A 24,778-nucleotide genomic window follows, 5' to 3' on the forward strand; every position below is an offset into this window, starting at 1 on the left:
ATAATCAGTAATATCTTTTTATCTCACCAATAATAAGAAAAAAAGCTTGCAGCCGCTGCGGCGGTACCCGTAGTATCGAAAACAAGCACAATGAATAAATAATAAAAACGACCTCATCCCTCTACATTTCTTTCCCGTTTGGATACCCAATAATTCGCCCATTAACGTTCGCGTTATTCTCGATATATATGAGTACTATGACTAAAGACACCGTAATATCTCGTCCTCAATGGACGAAAAAGGACACCATCTGGATGATGGGTGTGTATGGCGCTACCGTCGGAGCAGGCACGCTTTTCCTGCCGGTAGAAATCGGCACGCGCGGTCCGCTCGTCTTTATTCTCCTGCTTCTACTCGGTTTCCCGCTATCGTTAGTGCCGCACGTGCTGATTTGCCGCGTTTTTATGCGCGATAATGCCGGGCAAACGCAAAACGACCGCACACTGCCGCTCTTCGGCTCTTTCTTCGGCGCCAAAGGCCGCCAGGCAATGAAGCTGTTTTTCTGCGTTGCACACTATCCTGTGACGTTGGTGTACGCCGTTTCGCTTATTAATGCCCTCAGCCATTTCCTTAACGAACGTCTGCATTTCGCCGGCTTCAACCGCGCCTCTCTGACGCTGGTCGTGCTCGCGATTTTGCATCTCGTGCTGAGTAAAGGCCGCGATAAAGTCGTCAGTACCATGAGCGCACTGGCGTTACCGTTCGCCATCGCCATCATTGTGGTGGCCGCTTCGCAAATCCCGGCATGGGATATCAGCAACATCACCCACGCCTGGCAGTTGACTCACGCCACCTCGGTAGGCAATTCACTGAAAGATTTGTGGCTGACGCTGCCGCTGATCGCCTTTTCACTCTGCTCCGCGCCGCTGATTCCCGCGTTGGCCTCCTGGTATCGCGAACCGGGCAACGGTGGGGAAACCCAATCCGTTCGCGTGATTCGTCGCGCCTATGGTCTGATATTCTTCAGCATTATTTTCTTCGTACTGAGCTGCATTTTGAGCACCCCGCGCGAAACCTTTGAAATGGCCAAAGCGCAAAACCTCAACGTGCTGTCGGTTATCGGCGGTAATGACGGTATGAATGTGATGATCTATCTGGCACCGCTGATTGCGATTCTGGGAATGACCAAATCATTTTTAGGTATTTCAATGCCGGTGGCCGAGACATTTAACGTCTTGGCAACGGACCTGTTGGGTATTAAACGGACCAGCCATATTAAGCAGATTAAATTAATGATTTCGGTCTTAATGTTTATCGTCACATCGGTGGTGGTTTATATTAACCCGGATGTCATTAATATGATCGAAACACTTTGTGGCCCGTTAATTGCCATTTTCCTGTTCATTATTCCAACCTGGTTAATCTTCACCCGAGCTGCGCTGAAACCGATGCGCGGTGTGGTCTCAATCATGGTGATGATCAGCGGCATTCTGACAGTATCCGCGCTGCTATACGGGATGTTCTGAAAACAAGCTGACTCAAGGGTGGCATAGTGGCCTATGCCACCCTCACGCATTAACGATAAACGTACATCCCGCCTTCCTTTCCCCGGCTAAACAGCACCTGCCAGAGTTCAATATCGCGGGCGCGAAATGCGCCGGCACAGGCACACAGGTAGTAGTTAAACATCCGACGGAAACGCGGCGTATAACGTAGGGCCAGTTCGGGCCAGGCGTCGTTAAAACGTTGATGCCATGCCATCAAAGTTTTGTCGTAATCACTGCCAAAGTTGTGCCAGTCCTCCATGATCAGCCTTTTTTCGCTCACGCTGGCGATCTGACGAATCGAAGGCAGACAGCCGTTCGGGAAAATGTACTTGTTGATCCATGGGTCGACGTTTACACCACTTTCATTGCTGCCAATGGTATGCAACAAAAACAGCCCCTCTTTCTTCAGGCAGCGGTCAACTACGCTAAAGTAGGTGTCATAGTTTTTCGGCCCGACGTGCTCGAACATCCCCACAGACACAATGCGATCGTACGTTCTATCCAGGTCGCGATAATCCTGAAGCAGAATCGTGACGTCTAAACCTTCACCGCGCTGCTGGGCCATTTTCTGCTGCTCTTGCGAGATGGTCACGCCATCAACGCTAACGCCATAGTGTTGCGCGGCGTAGGCTGCCAGCCCTCCCCAGCCGCAGCCAATATCCAGCAGACGCATACCTGGCTTGAGCTGTAATTTTTCACAAATCATCTTCAGCTTGGCATTTTGCGCCTGCTCAAGCGTCTCCGCTTCTCGCCAGTAAGCGCAGGAGTATTGCATGTGGGGATCAAGCATGCGGGCGAAGAGATCGTTGCCAATATCGTAGTGTTCTTTGCCAACAATCCAGGAACGTCGACGCGTCTGGAGATTAAATAATCGTGCACCGGCAATGCGCAGAATATCTTTCAGGTTTCCCGGCATCTGTTTATCCAGTTTGCCTTTGAGAATTTTATAGAACAACACATCCAGTCGGTCGCAATCCCACCAACCATCCATATAACTTTCGCCAAAACCGAGAGAACCTTGCTGAAAAACACGCTTAAAAAAATCAGCATGATGAACCTGAATATCCCAGGGGCGCGAACCGTTAATCTTAATATCCGCCTGCTGAAGCAGTTCTTTAGCCATTCGCGACCAATTATCATTCAATTCTTCAACATTTATTACGTCAGAGCAAACCGTCGCCATAATCCTAATCCGTCATCAAGTCATTTTATTCTGCGTGAGATTATCATTGATAACACGATGGTATGTATTATGATGTCAGGACATTATTTATCGAGTAGACGCCATTATGGTCGACAAGCGCCCCCCTTTTTCCAGCATACAGCCTAAGAAGTGGTTTTCATCGCAGGATGATTCGATGAAAGAGCTGCCGCAGTCGGTTTATTTTCGCTCATATGTGCTTGAAGCCAATAATCATGTTGCCGACCACAGCCATGTCTTCACCCAATTCCATTTTGCCCGTACCGGTAGTATGCGCATCGACGTGGCGGGAAAATGTTGGGTGATACCGGCGCATTATGGAATCTGGATCCCACACAACATCACGCATGCGGTATGGGCGCTGGATGATGTGTACCTGGAGAGCGTGGATGTTGAACCGGCATTTTTACCCGAGCCGATCAACGAGTGTAAAATGGTGGCAATCAGCGATTTTGCTCGCGAATTCATTCATTATGCCACCACAAACACGCCAGAACGCTATGACATTTCCGGTAAAGAGGGTCAACTGGTGAGCGTGCTGCTGGATGTTCTTTTGCAGCTTCCGGAGGTGGAGTTGATGTTACCGTGGCCGCATGATGATGCTCTGATAAAGGTATGCAGAACGATTCAGGAATCACCAGGACTGGAACATTCAATGGAATATTGGGCCGATCATCTGGGCATGTCGGCCCGTACTTTTTCCCGTCATTTTAAAAAAGAGACCGGTCTACCTTTTAGCGCGTGGAAACAGAAAATGCGTATTCTGGAGTCGGTCATGCTGCTGAAGAAAAACAAAAATGTCACCGCCGTAGCGTTAGAGGTGGGTTATTCGAGCACGGCTGCATTTAGTTATGCTTTCCGCCAGGCTTTGGGCGTTCCTCCTTCCAGTTATTAATGGATAGGTTTGCTTCTGGGATTATATTTATAGATAAACGCGCTCGATCTTCCGGTGAGCAGCTGGACTTCTTTAATGCTATATCCTTGCTGTAGCAACTGCTGAATTCTAATTTTATCGCGCTCAATATTTTGCTTCTTTTCGTTTCCTGTGAGCGCTACAGCAGGTGATTTTATTTGCAAATGTAAACTGCAGAGATCTATTTTTTCCGCTGCCAGTCGGCACTGGGTTTTATCAGCGTCAAAATGTGTAGAGACTTCCCGCCAGATACGTAGAGCACGGCGGTAAAAACCTTTCGTTTCGTTAAGTTGGGCGAGCACAATGAGTGCATTAACTTCTGCGGACATAATCAAAGACCCAGTAATGAATGAACAGTACGCGTATGCGCTATGGCTGACTTCATTTGTATGATAAATACAAATTCCCCGTACTGTCTACGGACAACCTGCTCTTTTTACATACTGATTTTTCATACTTTCCATGCCTGAATGGCATCGTTGCGGTACCAGACAGTAGAAAATTGGCCCAATTTCATCGAAAACTGGCTTTCAGCCAATGGCGAGATTTTGCCGCTGCCGCATACTGTCTTCAGTGACCCCAACACAGGATTTTGACGATGGACATCATGCAAATACGCAATGCGACTCAGTTGATCGCTTATGCGGGTAAACGTTTCCTTATTGACCCAATGCTGGCGGCAAAAGGCGCCTATCCTGGCTTTGCAGGCAGCGCACGCGCTCACCTTCGTAACCCGATGGTTGAATTGCCAGTCCCCATCGAGCGCCTGCTGGATGTGGACGCCATCATCGTGACACATACCCATCCCGACCATTGGGACGACGCTGCGGCGGCTTTGATTCCGAAATCTATGCTGATTTATGTACAGAATGCCAGCGACGAGGCCATGCTCCGCGCTCAGGGGTTTACCCAATTACGCCAGCTTTCCGACACCAGCCGCTATGGCGATATCATGTTGACCAAAACCCACGGTCAACATGGTTCTGACGCCGCCTATGCGATTCCTGAGCTGGCTCAGCGTTTGGGGGAAGCCTGCGGTGTGGTATTCCAGCATCCTGATGAAAAAACGCTCTATCTGCTCGGAGATTCAATCTGGACCAAAGGTATCGAAGAGAACCTGCGCCAGTATCAGCCCGATGTGCTTATCATGAATACCGGTTGGGCACACCTGCTGGGTTTTGGCCCCATCATCTTTGGAATGGAAGATGTCCTCAAAGCCCACAGCCTGTTACCGCAAGCGCAGATCGTCGCCACCCATATGGAGGCACTCAATCACTGTCTTGTTACGCGCAGCGCCTTACTGGACTATGCGCGCGATAATCAGATTGAAGCCTTCGTCAGTGCCCCGGCCGATGGTGACACTGTCACCTATTAACAAGAGAAAAACGCTATGACCACCACCTCGGTTGCTATCGTCGCCAGCGAAGGCTTCAGCACATTTCATTTTTCGGTTCCGCTGATTCTGTTTGGCGATAGCGTCAGCAGCGAAAAGCGTTTCACACGCTATATTTGCGCAGAAACGCCTGGCATGGTCTGGTCTAAGGAGGGCACGGCGGTCATCGCTGATGCTGATTTTTCTACCCTTGCGCAATGCGAGATTGTCATTGTTCCCTTCTGGCGGGATGTGGATGAAAAACCCTCACCCGCGCTGCTCGCTGCACTGGTCGCCGCGCGTCAAAATGGCGCTACGCTGGTCGGTCTGTGCCTCGGCACCTTCGCATTGGCTTATGCGGGGTTACTGGACCATCATCGCGCCGTGACCCACTGGGAGTTTGAAAACGCGTTTCTGCGCTTATTTCCCGACGTGAGGCTCGACGTCAACGTGCTTTATACGGACGATGACGGTCTTATCACCTCCGCCGGTACCGCCGCGGCGCTGGACTGCTGTCTGTACGTTATCCGTCAGCGTTTTGGCACAAAAGTAGCCAACCAGATAGCCCGACGGATGGTCACGCCGCCCCATCGGGAAGGCGGCCAGACGCAGTACATTGAGCAAGCGCTGCCGCAACGGAGCTACGACAAACGCATCAATAATCTGCTGGATTTCTTACAGCAGAATCTCGAGACACCGCTCAGTATTGATCTGCTGGCCGAACGCGCGGCAATGAGTCGTCGCTCCTTGACCCGCCATTTCCAGAAGGCCATGGGGATGTCGATTGGGGAATGGGTGACGACAGAGCGACTGCGGCGAAGCCAACGACTGCTGGAGAGCAGCCAGCTGTCCATTGAGCAGGTTGCGGAACGTGCGGGCTTTCAGTCATCTATCACGTTTCGTCAGACCTTTCGTGAAAAAATGGGCGTCAGTCCCGGCGAGTGGCGTAAGACGTTTCAGGGATGAAGCGCCCGATGTTATCCACAGAAACGGTGCACAACCTTGTGGGTAAATAGCCTAAAAGCCGTTGATTATTGGCATGTTCATACATTGTACAAGGGCGCAACAGGTATCGCGCCCGGAAGGACGGTTTCGCTCTACTCGCTTTACTCGCTTTACTCGCTTTAGCTTACCAGCTAAAGGAACGAACCAGCGACAGGTCCCAGGCAGTCGCAAACAGTGAAATGAACAGAATGATGTTAACGGCAGTCTCGATACGCCTTTCCATTTTGATTCTCCTTATGTCACTGCAACCATTAAACATGGAAAACCTTAATGATTTATTCTGTGTATTCGGTTTAAAGCCTAACACAATATCGTACATAATCATCCGCAGCGATGAATTCATCATAAAGCTTACGGGCAGGATTATGAATACGAGTATGCCAGTAGAAACGTGACCACCCCTGCTCTTTGGCCTCATTTAGCACGAAATGCATCAGCTGGCGTGCAATTCCCTGGCCGCGGTACGCCGGCTCAACGAACAAGTCTTCCAGATAGCAGATGGGTGAACTTACCCAGGTTCCTTCGTGCAGAACACAGAGCGCGAATGCCGCCACACGTCCATCCACCACGGCAACCCGGCCAAAAATTGGCGATTCAGGGCTCAGTATCCGCTGCCAGGTATGCTCGGTGATCTCATCGGCAAGGCTGCTGCCATAAAAGTCGTTATATCCTTTCCACAGCGCTAACCACTGAGCTTTATCTTCTGCCTGAATGGGACGGTTCACAACGTTCACGTGTCACCTCTTAGCTGAGCTGATAGTACTTATCGACGGTAAGGCGCGCAGGTATCTCTGTGGCATCGTTCATTTGCAGCAGGTCGATCTCGATGGCATTGCAGATGGCATCCAGCGGTAAGTCATTATTTTCCATACCGAAGGGTTCTTCAAGCTCTTCTGCTAACGTATCCAGCGAGATAAAGGTATACGAAATCAGCACCGAGACAAACGGCGTCATATAGTGCAAATCAACCACCAGAGCAAACGGCAGCATGATGCAGAACAGATACACCGTACGGTGAAGAATCAACGAATAGGCGAAGGGTACGGGCGTGTTGGCAATACGCTCGCAGCCCGCCAGCACGATAGACATATCGTTAAGACGGATATTCAGACTGTGGAACAGAATATCCGACAACTCACCCGCCCGACGACGTTCCGCCAGCCACTCACCCATGATCAACAGAATTCGGTTCGCCGGAGACTGTGCGGCCAGCACCTGGTTAAGATGCGGCTCGCTAAGATACTTTGCCAGCACGGCACGTGTCGGCTGACGGCGTAGAGTCAGACGAAGACAATGGGCAAAGGCAATCTGCAAACCTACAAATTCACTGACATGCGGATCGTCATGCAGCGTATTTTTGACCTCGCGAAGCAAAGAGCGTGAGGCGATCATCAGTTGGCCCCATAGTTGCCTCGCCTCGACGTAGCGTGAATAGCAGGCGTTATTGCGAAAACCCAGAAAGATTGCAATGGCCACGCCGAGAATACTGAACGGCGCGACGGTCAATTTCACGCCAAGCGACGAATACCACGGCAAAATGAGGATCACCACAATCGACAACAGAAAGTTGAGCAGTAAACGCGAGAAAATTTTTGGCAGTACCGAGCCGTGCCAAACGAAAATGCGAGCCAGCCAGTGCTGGTGTGGACGAACGATCATTTTTATATCAATCAGGTTAATAAGTTGTGTATTAAACGTGATCTTCATCATGTATTCAAGCGATGATCAGGCGGTAATGATATGCTTTGCGGCGCTCCTTCTTACTGACAGACCCTTTTGCTCGATGTTTCATGAGGATAATAAGCGAATAAAAAATGTATGTTGTAACTAATAAAACAGACTGGCAACGATGCATCGCCCTCTTTGCGTTTGGTCACACAACAAACAAAAAACCCGGCCAGTGCCGGGTTTAAAGCTGCGATCAGGCCGTGATTAGCATAGCGGCTGTACCGCTTTACGCATGCCCTGAGTCAGAATAGCATCGAGGTCAGCTGCGACTTGTTCGACCAATCCAGAAACTTGTGTAAGATCTTGTTCCCAGTGCTCGCTGACAGACAGTACCGCGCTGACCAGATCGGTGGTGCTAATCTGTTGGTCGCGATGTTGCGCCCACAGCTGCTGGTAACGTTCAATCCAGTGCGCATCATCCTGCACCGGATAAGCTTCACCGTTACGTTCTGCGCGATAGAAGGCAATCAGAGCTGCCAACGCAAAAGTCAGACGCGCAGGCAATTTACCGCTCGCCTTCTGCCCTGCCAGCAGCTGCGGCAGAATACGGGTACGGAATTTCGTCATACCGTTCAGCGCAATAGACAGCAGTTGGTGCTTGATATACGGGTTACGGAAACGACCAGTTACTGCACTCGCAAACGACTCCAGCTCGTCTTTCGGCAGGTCCAGCACCGGGATGATTTCCTGGTGAATCGCTTTCTCAACGAATGCGCAGATTTCCGCATCGTTCATCGCTTCACCCACGGTATCAATACCTGCCTGGAAAGCTACCGGCACCAGCGCGGTGTGCGCACCGTTCAGAATCGCAACTTTACGTTCTTTATACGGCTTGATGTCGTCAACAATCAGCACGTTCAGCGCCAGTTTATCCAGACGCAGTTCGCTGGCCAGCGATTTTGGCCCCTGAATCACGAACAGGTAGAAGTGCTCAGCGGTATCGAGGAAACCGTCTTTATAACCCAGTTCCGCTTCCAGTTGAGCGGCTTCATCACGCGGATAACCGGTCACGATACGGTCAACGAGGGTTGAGCAGAAGGCGTTAGACTCATTCAGCCAGGTCATGAATTCTGCCGGCAGCGCCCACTCCTGCGCGTAACGAACCACCAGCTCGTGCAGAGCTTCACCGTTATAATCAATCAGTTCGCAAGGAATGATCACCCAACCTTTATCCGCCGCACCGTTGAAGTGGCTGAAGCGCTCGAACAGCAGACGCGTCAGTTTTGCCGGGTAGCTAACCGCCGGTGCGTCGTCAAACTTATCGCCTGCGTGATAGCTAATACCCGCTTCGGTGGTGTTAGAAAACACAAAACGCATGTCCGGATTATGAGCCAGCTTGAGGAATTCTTCGTAATCGCTATAGGCGCTGATTTCACGGTTTACGGAACGGATCAGACGTGCATCGCTCACCGCTTCACCCTTCTCATTCAGACCGCGAATAATCGTGGTGTACAGGCCATCCTGAGTACTCAGTGAAGGCGGGAAGTCGCTGGCGATCGGACGAACGATAACCACGCCTGAATTCAGGTCGGTTTTTTCGTTCAGCAGGTCAATCTGCCAGTCAACAAACGCGCGCAGGAAGTTTCCTTCGCCAAACTGGATAATACGTTCAGGGTATTGGGCACCGGGGAAATCATGGCGGTTAAGTGTTTTCACAATGGGTTCCTTTCTGGATTAGTCATACAGCCTGCTCAATTGGTCTAATAACTTATCAGATTTTCCGCTTATGAAACCCTGTTTTGATCAAAACTGCGAGAATAAATAGTGAGTCTATAAAAATTTGTAAAAAATCGAGGTCGCCGTCAGCGTACCGTCTGGCATAAGGGCATAGCGCGGCACTTCGCCCACTTTCTGCCATCCGCAGCGCTGATAGAAGTTTTCCGCCCCGCTGCCAGTGGCAGTATCCAGCACCAGCACGTTTTTCCCCGCATCAACCGCAACCGCTTCCAGGCGCTGCATCAACGCTCGCGCAATGCCGCCGCGACGGGCGCGTTCGTGTACTAACAGTTTTGCCACGTCGGCACGATGCGGTTGGTTTTCTGGCTGATCGATAATCAGCTGAACGGTACCGACAATCGTCTGGTCGACATCTTTGGCCACGAGAACCACGCGTTCGTCGCGCCCAACGCTGGCGGCAGTTCGCCGCCAGAATGCCAGCGCGGTATCGTGATGAAAAGGCAGCATAAAGCTAACCGATGCGCCGCCGTTGACGCAGTTGGTCAGGACGTCAGACAGCGGCTCAAGATGGGAGAGAATCTCCGCTTCAGAAAAGGTATGCAGCGTAAATGATGCGTTCATGATGGCCTCCTGGAAAATGAGGTTATCACTATTACGTTAACTTCTTGATAACACAATAGGTCTTATCATCGCAGTTTCTTATGATGCGCTAATGCGCAAAAATCTGGTTCTTACCGCGACGTTTTGCCTCATACAGCGCGCTGTCCGCCGCCTGTAGCCAGTCAGAGACTTCCAGCATCTCCGGCAGCGCGTCGGCAATCCCAATGCTTAGCGTGAGCGTCTGGCGATGATCCGGACGCTCCGTCACCACCGCGGTAGCGTCCATAATTCGCTGGGCGATTGAGCGCCCTTCTTCAAGCGTGGTATCCGGGAGCAGGATAACAAATTCATCGCCGCCCAGACGTGCGGGAGTATCCGTTGGCCGGGTCGCCATCTGCAAAATTTGCGACACGGTTTTGAGCATCACGTCGCCCACCTTATGGCCGTAGCGATCGTTAATCTCTTTGAAATTGTCGACGTCGATAAACATCAGCAGCGAATGGCCGCAGTCCCGTTGCAATCGAATCAATTCCCATGAAATACGCTGCTCCAGCAGACGACGATTGGCGATATCCAGCAGCGGGTCGAGCATCGCAATACGTTCCAGTTCCTGGCTCTTCAGCCGCAGCTTGACGGCAATGCTATCGGTAAGCAGACTCAGTGCCAGAACATATAAGGAAATCAGTGGCAGCGTCGCCAGCATCGTGCGTTGACTTACCGCGCCATAAAATGGCATACCGATCACTACCCAGCTGATCGCAAATCCCGCCAGCATGGCCAGCGCGGCTTTACGCATCAACATTTGTCCCCCCGCAGAGAGCCTGTCAGTCAGCAGGATCGTGGCAATCGCGACTGATGGCAGCGGATTCATCGCCATCATCGCTATCCAGAAGCCACCCACTCCGGCATCCCATAACAGGTTCTGTTGTTCAACCTCACGGGGTATTGGCGCGAGCATGGCACGCAGATAAGCTACGGTGGGCCAGACAAAGGCGTTCAACGCCAGTAAGATCTTCAGGTATTCAGGTCGATGAAGTTCGGCAAGAACGGAGAAAATAGGCAGAAAACAGAGGAAGGTGCCGAGCATCCGCATCAGAAACATCCGTCTGACAAACCGGGTTCCCGCTCCCCCATTGTTCGCAATAAGTTTGTCAAAACTCTTCATAACACAATTTATTCCGATGCGATGCCAGCCGTATCATATTGAGGGCGGCATGTCGAAACAAGCTATCAAAATAGATAGCTTTTCAGAATAAACTTAAGCGTGTTAGCGTTCGTTACGGTTCATCTGGATGACCAGCCAGTGGTGAATAACACCCACAATATAGCGCTGTTGATCCGCACTCAGCGCCTGCCCCTGCGGGATATGGTGCCATTTTTCCAGGCAGCCGCGACAGCAGGTAGCGGTGGCGTGCTGAGCAATAAACACCGGGTGACCACGCATCGGTGTCTGTTTACCGTCGTTCTTCGGCTGTGCGGGCGCCAGACGCCCGGCGATAAAATCGGCCGCATGGCTATCGATAATCTCCGGACCTTTATCAATACAGTACTGCCGCTCTTTTGCGCCAAGGCGGAAGCGGCTGCGGAACGTTGAACGCTGCAGCCGCGCAAACAAACTGTCGAGAGTATCCATCAGTAAACTGAACGTCCTATCTGCTGCGTCAGCGCCTCCAGGGCTGCCACGCCGGCCAGGGAGTTACCCGCGTCATCCAGTTCCGGGCTCCAGACAGCTATCGCCATTTCGTGCGGTACGATAGCAACCACGCCGCCGCCCACGCCAGATTTCGCTGGCAGCCCTACTCGCCAGGCGAATTCGCCAGCGTTCTGGTACATGCCGCTGGTCGCCATCAATGCATTAACCTGCCGCGTCTGCATGGGGGTGATCACCGGCGTGTCGAGATGCAGCGCCTGCCCCTGGTTGGCAAGAAACAGAAAAGTCCTCGCCAGCTCTACGCAGTTCATCTCAAGCGCACAGTAATGGAAGTAATTTTGCAGCACGGTCGCCACGTCGTGATGGAAGTTACCAAAGGATTTCATTAGCCAGGCGATCGCCGCATTCCGCGCCGAATGTTCAAACTCCGAGCGCGCGACCTGCGCGTCATAACCAATGTTCGACACGCCGCTCAGCTTACGTACGATCTCCAGCATCCGCTGGCGCGGTGCGCTGAGTCGCCCTTGCAGCATATCGCAGACCACCAGCGCGCCAGCGTTAATAAACGGGTTACGTGGAATACCCTGTTCAATTTCCAGCTGTAAAAGAGAGTTAAACGGCTGCCCGGAAGGATCTTTACCCACCCGCGACCAGATCTCCTCGGCCTGATAGTGATTCATCGCCACGACCAGACTGAGGACTTTGGAAATTGATTGAATGGAGAATCGCTCGTTGGCGTCGCCAGCGCTAAAGTGCTGCCCATCGACGGTACTGATCGCGATCCCCAGTTTTTTGCCGCTTACGCAGGCCAATGCCGGAATATAGTCCGCCACTTTCCCCTGCCCAATCAGCGGCCTGACGTCGTCGAGGATCGACGCCAGCATGGCATTATTGATAACCGTAGCCACTTACCACTCCTTGCCCACAGGCTATTTTCGGCCAGGGAGTATAGCAGAGCGTAAGGGCTACGTCGTTTCGCTTATCGACGATCTTTCCATACCGTTTGAACGTTACAGAATTCGCGCAGGCCAAAATGCGACAACTCACGACCAAAGCCGCTCTTTTTCACGCCGCCGAAGGCCACGCGCGCATCGCTGGCACTGTAGCCGTTGATAAACACGCCCCCGCACTCCAGCTCGTCGGCAAAACGCTGCGCCTGTATCGGGTCCTCGGTAAAGACCGTTGCCGACAGACCAAACTCACTGTCGTTCGCCAGCGCCAGCGCGTGATCGGCATCGCGTGCGACGGTGATCGCGGCCACCGGGCCAAACATCTCCTGACGGAAGGCGGTCATCGTCGGCGCCACATTAGCCAGCACGGTGGCCGGATAATAGTTGCCTTCACTGTTGGGCAGCTCGCCGCCCAACAAGAGGGTCGCCCCTTCGTTAATCGTCGCCATCACCTGACCATGCAGCTCATCACGCAGATCGAAACGGGCCATTGGGCCGAGATAATTTGCTTCATCCCGCGGGTCGCCCATTTTCAGCGCCGCGACGGCAGCAACAAACTTGTCGGTGAACTGCTCGGCAATGCTCGCTTCCAGGATAAAACGCTTAGCCGCCGCACAGACCTGTCCGGTATTCTGATAGCGGCCAATCACCGCCGCTTGCACCGCTGTATCGATGTCCGCATCGTTCAGTACGATGAACGGATCGGAACCGCCCAGTTCCAGTACGCACTTTTTCAGCGCGGCACCCGCCTGCGCACCAATCGCCTTACCCGCACGCACGCTGCCGGTAACAGTGACAGCGGCAATCCGCGGATCGTTAATGATTTGGGAAACACCGTCATTCGTCGCATTCACCCAATTAAAGACGCCTGCCGGAACGCCCGCTTGCGCAACGATATCACCAATCAGCGCCGCACAGCCCATGACGTTCGGCGCGTGTTTCAGTAGATAACTGTTCCCCGCCAGCATAATCGGCACCGCGCCGCGCAGAACCTGCCACAGCGGGAAGTTCCATGGCATCACCGCCAGCACCGGCCCCAACGGACGGTACTCGATAACCGCCTGATGGTTTTCCACCTGGGTTGCTTCGGTTGCCAGCATCGCCGGGCCATGTTCGGCATACCAATCGCACAGATGGGCAGATTTTGCCACTTCACCGCGCGCCTGATTAATGGGTTTACCCATTTCGCGGGTGATGCAGTGCGCCATCTCTTCAGCCCGCTCGCGCAGAACGCGGCCAATGGCGCGCAGGGCATCGGCACGCTGCGCAATGGACGTTTTGCGCCACTGACGGAAAGCGTTATCGGCCAGGCTAATCGCCAGATCCACGTCAGTAGAGGACGCCCACGGCAGCGCGGAGAGTGTTTCGCCGTTGGCCGGGTTAACGGAGACGGCATGGGTTGCAGGTGAAGTCATCTTTTTCTCTCTGATTGATTGCGTCATGGTGACATCCTCACCTATTCTTCCGTTTATGAAAACTGAATAATATTAACCGAACCATTCACGATATGAGAAAGCCATGGATTTAACTCAACTGGAGATGTTTAACGCCGTCGCCCAAACCGGCAGCATTACTCACGCCGCGCAGAAGGTGCACCGCGTGCCGTCTAATCTGACCACTCGCATTCGCCAGCTGGAAGCCGACCTTGGCGTTGATTTATTCATTCGTGAGAACCAGCGTCTGCGCCTGTCGCCAGCGGGGCACAGCTTTCTGCGCTACAGTCAGCAAATTCTCGCGCTGGTCGATGAGGCCAGAATGGTTGTCGCTGGCGATGAGCCTCAAGGGCTGTTTGCACTCGGTGCGCTGGAAAGCACCGCCGCCGTGCGCATTCCGCAGACGCTGGCGTCCTATAACCGCCGCTACCCGCGGATCCAGTTTGATCTGGCCACCGGCCCATCCGGTACCATGATCGACGGCGTACTGGAAGGTACACTGAGCGCCGCTTTTGTCGATGGTCCGGTGATGCATCCTGGCCTCGACGGTATGCCGGTCTATCAGGAAGAGATGATGATTGTCGCCGCCCACGGCCATCCCCCGATTACCCGCGCCAGTGAGGTCAACGGCACCAGCATTTACGCGTTTCGCGCTAACTGTTCCTATCGTCGTCATTTTGAGAGCTGGTTTCATAGCGATCAGGCCACGCCAGGGCGTATTCACGAAATGGAGTCTTATCACGGCATGCTGGCCTGCGTGATCGCCGGCGCCGGGTTGGCATTAATGCCGCGTAGCATGCTGGAAAGTATGCCCGGGCATCAGCAGGTCTCCGCATGGCCGCTGGCCGAGAAATGGCGCTGGCTAACGACCTGGCTGGTGTGGCGGCGCGGCGCGATGAGCCGCCAACTGGAAGCGTTTATTGCGCTGCTTGATGAACCTGCGTGACCAACGGCTTCGTCATAAATACGCTGAGCGGATCCGGTTGATACGGCGCAAACGCCGCGCAAATTTGATAGCCACTGCGCGTGTACAGGTTAATTGCCGCATGCTGATGAATTCCGGTTTCCAGCTGCAACGTGGTGCAACCGCGTTGCAGTGCCACCGTCTCCAGCGCTGTCAGGAGTTTTTCCCCGAGCCGCTGGCCTCGGTGCGTCGGATCGATAAATACCCGTTTCATTTCACCGCAGCCGTCGTCTGCTAATACGATGGCGCCGCAGCCGACAGCGGTTTCCCCCTGGCGAATCAGCATGACGATAATCTGGTTTTCCGGCAGCGCCGCAAGGTCAATCAGGTGGTTACTTTCTGCCGGATAGAGCGTGCTCTGATATTTATCCAGCTCGTGAATCAACGCGCTGACATCCGGGTCGGCGGGGGAAGTGATAGCGATCGTGTACATGGCAGGCTCCTGTTTATTTTATCACCCCACTCTATCATTCACCCTCATGTCGTCTCATAGCATTAACTTATATTGTCGGCCGGGTATTGCGCTAACCACTTGTTAACGAGTAGCTTTATCCCCTGTCGTTTGCCCATGTAATGGAATAACCATGAACACGAAAGCCCGTAAAGTCATGATCATCGGCGCCGGTAACGTTGGCGCGTCAGCTGCTTATGCGCTACTGAATCAGAATATTTGCGAAGAACTTATCCTGGTCGACCTGAACAAGACCCGCGCAGAAGCGCATGCTCAGGATCTTAGCGATGCCGCCGCCTATATGCCCGGCATGATGACCATTACCTGTCGCGATGCCAGCGACTGCGCCGATGTGGATATCGCCGTGATCACGGTGTCCGGCGGGGCATTAAAGCCGGGTCAAACACGTCTGGATGAGTTAAAAAGCACGGCCAAAATCGTCCACAGTATCGTGCCGCAGATGATGGCAGGCGGCTTCAACGGCATCTTTCTGATCGCCACTAACCCGTGCGATATTATTACCTGGCAAGTCTGGCAGCTATCCGGCCTCCCTCGCAGTCAGGTCATCGGCACCGGCGTGTGGCTGGATACCACGCGTCTTCGCCGCAAACTGGCGCAGGATCTGGATATCGGTGCGCAAAGCATTGACGCCTTTATTCTCGGCGAGCACGGCGACAGCCAGTTTCCGGTCTGGTCGCACTCTTCAGTCTATGGCTCGCCAATCGAACAGGTTTATCGGCACCGTACCGGCCGCGAACTTGACCGCCAGGCGATGGCCGACAGCGTACGCAAGCTGGGTTTTGAGATCTACGCCGGTAAAGGCTGTACCGAGTACGGTATTGCGGGAACCATTGCCGAGATCTGTCGCAATGTCTTCACCGGTAGCCATCGTGCGCTGGCCATCTCCTGCATTCTTGATGGCGAATATGGCGTGAACGGCGTCGCTATCGGTGTGCCTGCCGTGCTGGCGCAAAGCGGCGTTCAGCAAGTTATTGAGCTTCAGCTGGAAGCGGACGAACAGGAAAAGTTCGCCCGGTCGGTTGAGGTGATTAAAGCGAATATTGCGCTATTACCCTAGTTCTGAGTCAGTCCACCCGGCTGAGCACAGCGACGCCGGGTTAATCCAGAAACACCTTACCCTGCAAATAGGTTCTCGCCTTCCCGCTCATGAAGACCCGTTCTCCCCGCCACTCGCAGCGTACATCGCCGCCACGGGCGGATACCTGACGCGCCAACATCTGCGTTTTCCCCAACTTTTCACCCCAGTAAGGAATCAACATCGTGTGCGCCGAGCCAGTCACCGGATCTTCCCAGACCGCTTCGCCTGGCGAGAAGAATCGGCTGACAAAATCGTATTCGCCGTCGCCTTTCGCCGTCACCGAGACTTTATGTTCTCCCGGTATCATCGCGCCGATATCCGGTTGCAGTGCTTCAACCTGTTGCCGATTCTCCAGTTCAATCACCCATGCGCGGCCTTTACGCGCGTGGCGATACTCGCCTATCCCGAGCGCACGCAGCATCTCTTCTGGCGGCAGCGCTTCTTCGGTCACACTGATGGGGAAATCCAGCGTCAACCATTCACCGCGACGGGTCACGGTTAAACGACCAGATAGCGTCTCAAAATGAACTCGCTCATCCGGATAGTCGAGATAGTTAAACACCACATGGGCGCTGGCCAGCGTGCCGTGACCGCAAAGGTTAACTTCATGACGCGTGGTAAACCAGCGCAACGCAAAGCCACCTGGCTGTTTCACAATAAACGCGGTTTCCGACTGATTATGTTGTTGCGCCATTTTAAGCAGCAGGTCATCTGCTGGCCATGATTCCAGCAGACAGACTGCCGCCGCATTGCCCCCAAAGGCTCGGTCGCTAAAGGCATCAACCATAAAAAAATCAATCTCGTGCATATTTTTCCTCTGCATTATCTCCACGTTATCGCAAACTGACACAAAATCTTAACAACGACAAGACCCTTTTTTCTGCAATCGGTGACACTGTCACTCAAACTTAAAATGAGATCTGAATCACATAATGATTGTGTTTGCAGCAATAATAGCTTTAAGATCCCACGTCTCTTCATTTATCTAACGCCCCCGGTGCATTATCTATGACAACAAACGCCGTCTCTCGTCGGATCGCGTGGCTTCGGGTAGTCACGCTGGCTGTCGCGGCCTTTATTTTCAATACTACTGAGTTCGTTCCGGTTGGCCTGCTGTCAGATATCGCCGACAGCTTTGGCATGCAAACCGCCGAGGTCGGCATTATGTTGACCATCTACGCGTGGGTCGTGGCGGTCATGTCGTTGCCGTTTATGCTGCTCACCAGCCAGATGGAGCGCCGCAAGCTGCTGATCGGGCTCTTTGTCCTGTTTATTGCCAGCCATGTGCTCTCGTTCCTGGCGTGGAACTTCACGGTGCTGGTCGCCAGCCGCATCGGCATCGCCTTCGCCCACGCGGTGTTCTGGTCGATTACCGCCTCTCTGGCTATTCGTATGGCGCCCGCAGGAAAACGCGCTCAGGCGCTGAGCCTGATTGCCACCGGCACGGCGCTGGCGATGGTTTTCGGCATCCCGATCGGCCGCATCGTCGGCCAGTACTTCGGCTGGCGCACCACCTTCTTCGCCATCGGCGTCGGGGCGCTGATAACGCTGCTGGCCTTGATTAAGCTGCTGCCGCGGTTACCAACCGAACATTCCGGTTCCCTGAAAAGCCTGCCGGTGCTGTTCCGCCGTCCGGCGCTAATGAGCATCTACCTGCTGACCGTCGTGGTGGTCACCGCCCACTACACCGCTTACAGCTATATTGAACCCTTTGTCCAGACCGTGGCCGGACTGAGCGGCAACTTTGCCACTGTGCTGCTGCTGATTCTTGGCGGTGCGGGAATTATCGGTAGTGTGCTGTTTGGCAAATTGGGGAACCTGCATGCATCCGGGCTCATCAGCAGTGCGATTGGCTTGCTGCTCGTTTGTCTGCTGCTGCTGTTACCTGCGGCACAGGATGCGACACATCTGGCCGTACTAAGCATCTTCTGGGGAATCGCCATTATGGTGATTGGCCTGGGTATGCAGGTGAAGGTTCTGGCGCTGGCACCGGATGCCACTGACGTGGCGATGTCGTTATTCTCTGGTATTTTCAATATCGGGATTGGGGCTGGCGCCCTGCTGGGCAGCCAGATTAGCACCCATTTATCGATGTCATCTATCGGCTATGTGGGCGCCGTGCCTGCGCTGGCGGCGTTTATCTGGGCGGTGGTCATTTTCCGCCGTTGGCCAACGGCATCGTTAGAAGAACAGGCTCATCAGCATTAACACGCGAGATCAGGCCGAGAGTGAGTCCCGGCCTGACTGCTATTACGCGGGATAGGTTTTAATAATTTCCAGCACGCCGTTAATAATAAACTGCACCCCCATGCACACCAGCAGGAAGCCCATCAGACGGGAAATCGCCTCGATGCCGCCCTTGCCCACCAGACGCATAATGGCGCCTGAACTACGCAGGCAGCCCCATAAAATCACCCCCACCAGCGCGAAGATAATCGGCGGCGCGACCAGTACCACCCACTCCGGGAAGTTGACGCCATGCTTCACCGTTGAAGCCGAGCTGATGATCATCGCAATGGTACCTGGGCCCGCGGTGCTGGGCATCGCCAGCGGCACAAAGGCGATATTGGCGGTCGGCTCTTCCTGAAGCTCTTCGGACTTACTGCGCGCTTCCGGTGAGTCATGCGCCTTCTGCTGCGGGAACAGCATGCGAAAACCAATAAAAGCGACAATCAGCCCGCCGGCGATACGAAGGCCAGGTATTGATATCCCGAATGTATTCATCACCACCTGGCCCGCATAGTAGGCCACCATCATGATGGCGAAAACGTAAACGGAAGCCATCAGCGACTGTCGGTTACGCTCCGCGCTGTTCATATTCCCCGAAAGGCCGAGGAACAGCGCGACGGTGGTTAGCGGGTTAGCCAGCGGTAGCAACACCACCAGACCCAGCCCAATTGCCTGAAAGAGTTCCTTCATAAGCGTTTAAAAATCCTGTCTGTTTTACGGAAAAAATCGGTCTGTACGCCAGGTCGCCGCCCTTTTGTACAGCATCTCTTGCTACGGGGTGCTCCTTTACAGGATATCCTATTTAGGCCTTCCTGAAGCGTTTTAGCAATTCGTGGCATCGCTCGACCCATTCAGTTGACTTATGGTTGCGTGAGAAATAATATCCATCGCAACTAAAGTACTTGCCAGGGCAACCATTGTGAACAGCACAAGCGATCTCTTCAATGAAATGATTCCACTTGGGCATTTGATTCACCTGGTTAACCAAAAGAAAGATCGCTTACTCAACGAGCATTTATCGCCAGAAGACATTACCGCCTCACAGTTTAGAGTGCTGTGCTCTATTCGTTGTAAAGGCAGTATCACCCCCGTGGAATTGAAAAAAACCTTGTCGGTGGATCTGGGCGCGCTCACCCGCATGCTTGACCGTTTGCTGTGTCGGGGCTGGATAGCCCGGTTACCCAATCCAAGCGACAAGCGGGGTGTATTGATTCAGTTGACGCCGGAAGGCGCAGCCATTTGTGAACAATGCCATCTGCTCGTTGGGCAAAACCTGCACCAGGAATTAACAAAAAACTTAACGGCAAATGAAGTAGCAACACTCGAGCTTCTGCTTAAAAAAATATTGCCGTAAACAGAAGAAGAGGTAAGACGATGTCCAGACGTAACACTGACGCTATTACTATTCATAGCATTTTGGACTGGATCGAAGAGAACCTGGAATCGCCGCTGTCGCTTGAAAAAGTGTCAGAACGTTCTGGTTACTCCAAATGGCACCTGCAGCGGATGTTTAAAAAAGAGACCGGTCATTCATTAGGTCAGTACATTCGCACCCGTAAGCTGACGGAAATCGCCCAGAAATTAAAAGAAGGTAATGAGCCGATTCTGTATCTGGCCGAACGCTACGGTTTTGAATCTCAGCAGACGTTGACGCGAACGTTTAAAAACTATTTCGACGTGCCGCCGCACAAGTACCGCGTCACCAATATGCACGGAGAGTCTCGCTATCTCCACCCTATTAATCACTGTGTTTGTTAATCGCCTGCAATAAGACGTATCGAGGAAATAATGAAACTGTTCGCTTCCGTTGCCTTCGCCCTGCTAGCGATGGCCTCAACTCAGAGCTACGCGGAGCAACTTCCGGCCCACAGAACCGCGCACGACACCATGCTGATGCCGTCCGCCAGCAGCCAGTCACCGTTTGATTTCAATCATATGGGTGCCGGTAGCGATAAATCTGATGAGCTGGGTGTACCTTATTACAATGAAAATAATCGCTAAACATTCATTGCCCCGCTATCGCGGGGCTTTTTTTAGCCCTTCACCGCCCGCCGCATCCCTGGCAAACGTAGACCAAAGACGTTAATAAACAGTCCGGCCATAATCAACAGCGCACCAATCAACTGCATTGCCGACAACGTTTCATCCAGCAACAACGCTGCACTGGCGAGCCCCACCACCGGCACCAACAGTGACAGTGGCGCCACGCGCCAGGTTTCATAACGGCCAAGCAGCGAACCCCAGATGCCATAACCCACAATGCTGGCAATAAACGAGAGATATGCCAGCGACAGTATGGTCGTCAGGTCGATGTGAATCAGGCTTTGGGTCATCAACTGCGGACCCTCGAAAATCCACGAGCTCAGCATAAACGGCAGAATGGGAATCAACGCACTCCATACCACCAACGACATCACCCCGGGTTTCGAATCATGGTGCAGGATTTTCTTATTAAAGATATTACCGCAGGCCCAGCACAGCGCCGCCGCCAGCGTCAGCATAAAGCCCAGCAGCTTAACGTGTTGCCCGCTCATACTGGTTTCAATCAGCACCAGCACGCCAAACACCGCCAGCGAAATCCCCACCAGCTGTTTACGCTGCAGTCGCTCACCAAAGGCGAAGGCACCAAGAATGATGGTAAAGAAAGCCTGCGCCTGAAGCACCAGCGAGGCCAGCCCAGCCGGCATGCCGAAGTTGATGGCACAAAACAGAAAGGCAAACTGGCCAAAACTGATGGTGAGCGCGTAGCCAAGCAGCAGCGGTAGCGGAACCCGCGGACGTGGAACGAAGAATAGCGCCGGGAAAGCGACAAATAAAAAGCGTAGCCCCGCTAACAGCAGCGGCGGCATACCGTGCAGGCCGACTTTGATCACCACAAAGTTCAGCCCCCAAACCACAACCACCAACAGCGCCAGTAGCCCATCTTTACGCGTCATGCCTCGCCCCAACGTTTTTTAAATTTATGTAAACCTAACCAAAGTAACGAAAAATTCAGACGAGGAATAGATCATTATTTTTGGCAGTTCAAAATCGCACTCCCCAACACGACCACGGCTATACAAGCTGCTTATGGCATGATATTTGTGAAAGAGATAACAAAAAACAATACAACGACATCTATCAGGCAGGAAAATGAAACCAACGACCAGACGATCTACGATCGCGCTACTGGCATCGTCGTTACTGTTAACTATCGGACGCGGTGCCACACTTCCCTTTATGACCATTTATCTCACGCGTCAGTACGCCATGACGGTAGATACCATCGGTTATGCCATGTCCATTGCGCTGGTGGTTGGCGTCATGTTCAGCCTCGGCTTCGGGATTCTGGCCGATAAATTTGATAAAAAACGCTACATGCTGATTGCCGTCACCTTTTTTATCTGCGGTTTTGTCGCCATTCCGCTGGTCCATAGCGTGGTGCTGGTGGTTTTTTTCTTCTCGCTGATCAACTGCTCGTACTCGGTGTTTTCCACCGTACTGAAAGCCTATTTCTCCGATACCCTCGCGCCGACAACCAAAGCGAAGGTTTTTTCGCTTAACTACACGTTTCTGAATATTGGCTGGACTATCGGTCCGCCGATTGGAACGCTGCTGGTCATGCAAAGTATTAACCTGCCTTTCTGGCTGGCAGCGATATGCGCGGCCTTCCCGCTGCTGTTTATCCAGCGCTACGTTGAACGTCTGAGACCAACGGAAATCGCGGAAACGCCCATCGCCTGGTCACCGTCAGTATTGCTGCGCGACCGGGCGCTGCTGTGGTTCACGCTCTCGGGCCTGCTGGCGTCCTTCGTTGGCGGTTCTTTTGCCTCCTGCCTCTCTCAGTACGTGCTGGCAGTTGGCGACAGTAACTTTGCTGAAAAGGTCGTGGCCGTGATTTTGCCGGTGAACGCCGCCGTGGTCGTCACACTACAGTACGCGATTGGTCGCAAGCTCACTGCCAATAATCTGCGACCATTAATGACCTTTGGTACCGTTTGCTATGTGATAGGTCTGACAGGGTTTATGTTTTCTGGCGACAACCTGTGGTTCTGGGGGCTGGCGGCAGCCGTTTTCACCCTGGGAGAAGTCATCTACGCACCGGGTGAATACATGTTGATCGATAACATCGCTCCACCGGGTATGAAAGCCAGCTATTTTTCCGCTCAGGCGCTGGGTTGGTTAGGCGCTGCTCTTAACCCACTACTGACCGGGCAGATCCTGACCCATTTCCCGCCAGTCATGCTATTCCCCATCATGATGGTCACCATTGTGCTGGCGTGGCTGTTGATTTTCCGTGGAATTAAGGCCAGTACCTGGGGCACCACCGTCAGCGCGGCGTAGGGTTATCCGGGGCCACTTCGGCCCCGGGAAGAGATCGTTATGACCAAATGTCGGCCGCGACGCCCGTCACCAGGCGGACCTTGTCCCACTGCTGCTGCTCGCTCAGGCTGTTGCCCTCTTCGGTCGAAGCAAAACCGCACTGCGGGCTGAGACAAATCTGTTCCAGCGCAACGTAGTGTGCCGCTTCCTGAACGCGCGCTTTCACGCCTTCCGGGTTTTCCAGCTCGCCGTTCTTGGTGGTAATCAACCCCAGGACGGCTTTCTGATGACCAGGACGAATAAAGCGCAGCGGCGCGAAGTCGCCGGAACGGTCGTTGTCGTACTCAAGGAAGAACGCATCGACGTTGACGCGGCCAAACAAAATTTCCGCCACCGGCTCATAACCGCCTTCAGAAATCCACGTGGAGCGGAAATTACCGCGGCACACGTGCAGACCGATAATCAGATCGTCCGGTTTACCTTCCAGCGCGCGGTTCAGCACGTCGGCATAGATCGCCGCCAGTTGATCCGGATCATCGCCCCGCTCACGAACCTGACGACGCTGGTCCTCCGAGCACAGATAGGCCCAAACGGTGTCATCCAGCTGCAGATAACGGCAGCCAGCATCGTAGAAGGCGCGGATAGCATCACGCCACGTGTCGGCCAGATCGTTGAAATAATCAGCCAGATCCGGGTATACGGTCGCATCAATATCCTTACGGCCCCCACGAAAATGCAACACGCTCGGACTTGGAATGGTCATTTTTGGCGTTGCGTCGCCGCTGATGCTTTTCAGGAAACGGAAATCCTCCAGCATTGGATGGTCGCCGAAACCAAGTTTACCGGTCACGCGAATGCCGTGAGCGCGAGTCTGTACGCCGTTAAACTGAATACCTTTATCTGAGTCATAGCGCTCCACGCCCTGCAAACCGTCGAAGAAATCGAAGTGCCACCAGGCGCGGCGGAATTCGCCATCGGTCACCACATGCAGGCCACAGTCGCACTGATGCTGCACCACGCGACGAATCTCAGCATCTTCAACGGCACGCAGCTGCTGCGCGGTAATTTCACCGTCAGCCAGCTGCTGGCGCGCCTGTTTGATGGCCAGCGGGCGTAAAAAACTGCCGACAATATCGGCGCGGTACGGGGCGTGTTGATGTGGCATGCGATTCTCCTTATTCACTCGGGCAAACTGGTTACCCGGAGTGATAATTTATTATTTGAACTTTTTAGCCTTCTGGATGGCTATATGTCCAGATAGTGTCATCCGTGTGCACCACAAGCAAACGAGAATAATTCATGATAGATGAAAAAAATTCACGATCCCTGGCTAAAGGCAAAACCTTCATCTTCCCAGCCGGTGATACCGCCAAGCATAATTTTCACCGGTCGGCCCAGCGTCGCCAGCTTTAATGCCGCGCGGTCAGCGCCATTGCAGTGTGGACCGGCGCAGTAGACCACAAATAAGGTCTCTTGCGGCCATTCCTGCATGCGTTCAGCGCTCATCTCAGCATGGCGAAGATGGATCGCGCCGGGTAAATGGCGTCGGGCAAACGTCCCGGCGCTGCCAACCACATGGAGCAGGACAAAATCCACTTCTGGCTCCTGCAGGGCGGCGTGCACGTCGGCGCAGTCAGTTTCAAAACCCAGACGCTGGCGAAAATGGGCTGCGGCGTCAGCCGCGCTGGCCGCCGGAAATTCGGTAACGTAACTCAT

General features: G+C 53.4%; 27 protein-coding genes. 11 read left to right on the forward strand and 16 right to left on the reverse strand.

Translation table 11 applies throughout. The features are described 5' to 3' along the window. The first annotated feature begins 254 nt into the window (after positions 1–254). Positions 255–1,466 carry an amino acid permease gene (locus tag NNN71_RS11025; protein WP_167575808.1) on the forward strand — a complete coding sequence of 404 codons (1,212 nt, stop codon included), beginning with the start codon at positions 255–257 and terminating at the stop codon, positions 1,464–1,466. Between the two features lie 49 nt (positions 1,467–1,515). On the opposite strand, the gene cfa is transcribed toward NNN71_RS11025, so the two are convergent. After that, on the reverse strand, positions 1,516–2,670 hold the full coding sequence (gene cfa, locus NNN71_RS11030; RefSeq protein WP_167575807.1) for a cyclopropane fatty acyl phospholipid synthase: 1,155 nt from the start codon (positions 2,668–2,670) through the stop codon (positions 1,516–1,518). A 175-nt stretch (positions 2,671–2,845) separates the two neighbouring features. On the opposite strand from cfa, the gene NNN71_RS11035 reads away from it, so the two are divergent. Then, on the forward strand, positions 2,846–3,583 hold the full coding sequence (locus NNN71_RS11035; protein ID WP_223802647.1) for a helix-turn-helix transcriptional regulator: 738 nt from the start codon (positions 2,846–2,848) through the stop codon (positions 3,581–3,583). Here the strand turns inward: NNN71_RS11035 and NNN71_RS11040 are convergent. After that, positions 3,580–3,930, reverse strand: a complete 351-nt coding sequence (locus tag NNN71_RS11040; RefSeq protein ID WP_163446387.1) for a PerC family transcriptional regulator — start codon at positions 3,928–3,930, stop codon at positions 3,580–3,582. The genes NNN71_RS11035 and NNN71_RS11040 overlap by 4 nt on opposite strands. A gap of 269 nt (positions 3,931–4,199) precedes the next feature. Here NNN71_RS11040 and NNN71_RS11045 point away from each other — a divergent pair, with 269 nt between their 5' ends. Both NNN71_RS11045 and NNN71_RS11050 read left to right on the forward strand, forming a co-directional pair. Further along, positions 4,200–4,976 carry an MBL fold metallo-hydrolase gene (locus NNN71_RS11045; RefSeq protein WP_271458498.1) on the forward strand — a complete coding sequence of 259 codons (777 nt, stop codon included), beginning with the start codon at positions 4,200–4,202 and terminating at the stop codon, positions 4,974–4,976. Between the two features lie 15 nt (positions 4,977–4,991). After that, positions 4,992–5,939 carry a GlxA family transcriptional regulator gene (locus tag NNN71_RS11050; protein WP_167575804.1) on the forward strand — a complete coding sequence of 316 codons (948 nt, stop codon included), beginning with the start codon at positions 4,992–4,994 and terminating at the stop codon, positions 5,937–5,939. A 332-nt stretch (positions 5,940–6,271) separates the two neighbouring features. On the opposite strand, the gene NNN71_RS11055 is transcribed toward NNN71_RS11050, so the two are convergent. From NNN71_RS11055 to sad, 8 genes are all read right to left on the reverse strand, one after another. Further along, entirely contained in the window at positions 6,272–6,712 is a 441-nt protein-coding gene (locus NNN71_RS11055) for a GNAT family N-acetyltransferase (protein ID WP_167575803.1), read from the reverse strand. Positions 6,713–6,722: 10 nt separating this feature from the next. Continuing rightward, positions 6,723–7,637: a bestrophin family protein gene (locus tag NNN71_RS11060; RefSeq protein ID WP_163446391.1), complete on the reverse strand. Its 915-nt coding sequence runs from the start codon at positions 7,635–7,637 to the stop codon at positions 6,723–6,725. A 273-nt stretch (positions 7,638–7,910) separates the two neighbouring features. Then, the gene (locus NNN71_RS11065; RefSeq protein ID WP_271458499.1) at positions 7,911–9,362 is read right to left on the reverse strand and encodes a tagaturonate reductase; all 1,452 of its coding nucleotides are present in this window, start codon (positions 9,360–9,362) and stop codon (positions 7,911–7,913) included. A 114-nt stretch (positions 9,363–9,476) separates the two neighbouring features. Next, a complete protein-coding gene (locus NNN71_RS11070; protein WP_167575800.1) occupies positions 9,477–10,004 on the reverse strand; it encodes a GNAT family N-acetyltransferase in 528 nt (175 codons plus the stop codon). A gap of 88 nt (positions 10,005–10,092) precedes the next feature. Continuing rightward, the gene (locus NNN71_RS11075; protein WP_249023250.1) at positions 10,093–11,085 is read right to left on the reverse strand and encodes a sensor domain-containing diguanylate cyclase; all 993 of its coding nucleotides are present in this window, start codon (positions 11,083–11,085) and stop codon (positions 10,093–10,095) included. A gap of 165 nt (positions 11,086–11,250) precedes the next feature. Then, positions 11,251–11,616 carry a DUF4186 domain-containing protein gene (locus NNN71_RS11080; protein ID WP_163446395.1) on the reverse strand — a complete coding sequence of 122 codons (366 nt, stop codon included), beginning with the start codon at positions 11,614–11,616 and terminating at the stop codon, positions 11,251–11,253. After that, positions 11,616–12,542, reverse strand: coding sequence for a glutaminase B (glsB, locus tag NNN71_RS11085; RefSeq protein ID WP_271458500.1), 927 nt, complete (start codon positions 12,540–12,542; stop codon positions 11,616–11,618). The genes NNN71_RS11080 and glsB overlap by 1 nt, the downstream gene beginning before the upstream one ends. Positions 12,543–12,613: 71 nt before the next feature. Next, positions 12,614–13,999 carry a succinate-semialdehyde dehydrogenase gene (sad, locus tag NNN71_RS11090; RefSeq protein ID WP_271458509.1) on the reverse strand — a complete coding sequence of 462 codons (1,386 nt, stop codon included), beginning with the start codon at positions 13,997–13,999 and terminating at the stop codon, positions 12,614–12,616. A 103-nt stretch (positions 14,000–14,102) separates the two neighbouring features. Between sad and ptrR the strand changes: the two genes are divergently transcribed. Continuing rightward, positions 14,103–14,963 (forward strand): putrescine utilization regulator PtrR, encoded by an 861-nt coding sequence (ptrR, locus tag NNN71_RS11095; RefSeq protein WP_223802652.1) that lies wholly within the window; start codon positions 14,103–14,105, stop codon positions 14,961–14,963. Here the strand turns inward: ptrR and NNN71_RS11100 are convergent. Next, a complete protein-coding gene (locus NNN71_RS11100) occupies positions 14,935–15,414 on the reverse strand; it encodes a GNAT family N-acetyltransferase (RefSeq protein ID WP_271458501.1) in 480 nt (159 codons plus the stop codon). The genes ptrR and NNN71_RS11100 overlap by 29 nt on opposite strands. Positions 15,415–15,565: 151 nt before the next feature. On the opposite strand from NNN71_RS11100, the gene NNN71_RS11105 reads away from it, so the two are divergent. Then, positions 15,566–16,510 carry an L-lactate dehydrogenase gene (locus NNN71_RS11105; protein ID WP_163446399.1) on the forward strand — a complete coding sequence of 315 codons (945 nt, stop codon included), beginning with the start codon at positions 15,566–15,568 and terminating at the stop codon, positions 16,508–16,510. Positions 16,511–16,550: 40 nt separating this feature from the next. Here the strand turns inward: NNN71_RS11105 and NNN71_RS11110 are convergent, their stop codons facing one another. After that, on the reverse strand, positions 16,551–17,339 hold the full coding sequence (locus NNN71_RS11110; RefSeq protein ID WP_167575796.1) for a PhzF family phenazine biosynthesis protein: 789 nt from the start codon (positions 17,337–17,339) through the stop codon (positions 16,551–16,553). A 200-nt stretch (positions 17,340–17,539) separates the two neighbouring features. Here NNN71_RS11110 and NNN71_RS11115 point away from each other — a divergent pair, with 200 nt between their 5' ends. After that, on the forward strand, positions 17,540–18,739 hold the full coding sequence (locus NNN71_RS11115; RefSeq protein ID WP_271458502.1) for a sugar transporter: 1,200 nt from the start codon (positions 17,540–17,542) through the stop codon (positions 18,737–18,739). 42 nt (positions 18,740–18,781) lie between these two features. Here the strand turns inward: NNN71_RS11115 and NNN71_RS11120 are convergent, their stop codons facing one another. Further along, positions 18,782–19,450, reverse strand: coding sequence for a MarC family NAAT transporter (locus NNN71_RS11120; protein ID WP_065358073.1), 669 nt, complete (start codon positions 19,448–19,450; stop codon positions 18,782–18,784). 229 nt (positions 19,451–19,679) lie between these two features. Between NNN71_RS11120 and marR the strand changes: the two genes are divergently transcribed. The 3 genes from marR to marB are packed head-to-tail and all read left to right on the forward strand — an operon-like array spanning position 19,680 to position 20,761. Continuing rightward, positions 19,680–20,114, forward strand: coding sequence for a multiple antibiotic resistance transcriptional regulator MarR (gene marR, locus NNN71_RS11125; RefSeq protein ID WP_064545351.1), 435 nt, complete (start codon positions 19,680–19,682; stop codon positions 20,112–20,114). A 20-nt stretch (positions 20,115–20,134) separates the two neighbouring features. Continuing rightward, on the forward strand, positions 20,135–20,518 hold the full coding sequence (marA, locus tag NNN71_RS11130) for an MDR efflux pump AcrAB transcriptional activator MarA (protein ID WP_163446402.1): 384 nt from the start codon (positions 20,135–20,137) through the stop codon (positions 20,516–20,518). A gap of 30 nt (positions 20,519–20,548) precedes the next feature. Next, positions 20,549–20,761, forward strand: coding sequence for a multiple antibiotic resistance protein MarB (gene marB, locus NNN71_RS11135; protein ID WP_163446403.1), 213 nt, complete (start codon positions 20,549–20,551; stop codon positions 20,759–20,761). A 32-nt stretch (positions 20,762–20,793) separates the two neighbouring features. Here marB and eamA read toward each other — a convergent pair whose 3' ends face one another. Then, positions 20,794–21,696 carry an O-acetylserine/cysteine exporter gene (gene eamA / locus NNN71_RS11140; RefSeq protein ID WP_167575794.1) on the reverse strand — a complete coding sequence of 301 codons (903 nt, stop codon included), beginning with the start codon at positions 21,694–21,696 and terminating at the stop codon, positions 20,794–20,796. Positions 21,697–21,892: 196 nt separating this feature from the next. Here eamA and ydeE point away from each other — a divergent pair, with 196 nt between their 5' ends. Further along, positions 21,893–23,083, forward strand: coding sequence for an efflux MFS transporter YdeE (gene ydeE / locus NNN71_RS11145; protein ID WP_271458503.1), 1,191 nt, complete (start codon positions 21,893–21,895; stop codon positions 23,081–23,083). A gap of 37 nt (positions 23,084–23,120) precedes the next feature. Here the strand turns inward: ydeE and NNN71_RS11150 are convergent, their stop codons facing one another. Next, complete coding sequence (locus NNN71_RS11150) at positions 23,121–24,227, reverse strand: cobalamin-independent methionine synthase II family protein (RefSeq protein WP_163446406.1); 1,107 nt, start codon at positions 24,225–24,227, stop codon at positions 23,121–23,123. A 152-nt stretch (positions 24,228–24,379) separates the two neighbouring features. Further along, entirely contained in the window at positions 24,380–24,778 is a 399-nt protein-coding gene (locus NNN71_RS11155; RefSeq protein WP_163446516.1) for a rhodanese-like domain-containing protein, read from the reverse strand.

The organism is Kluyvera sp. Awk 3, from assembly GCF_028069715.1.
In the GTDB taxonomy this organism is placed as follows: domain Bacteria; phylum Pseudomonadota; class Gammaproteobacteria; order Enterobacterales; family Enterobacteriaceae; genus Kluyvera; species Kluyvera georgiana_A.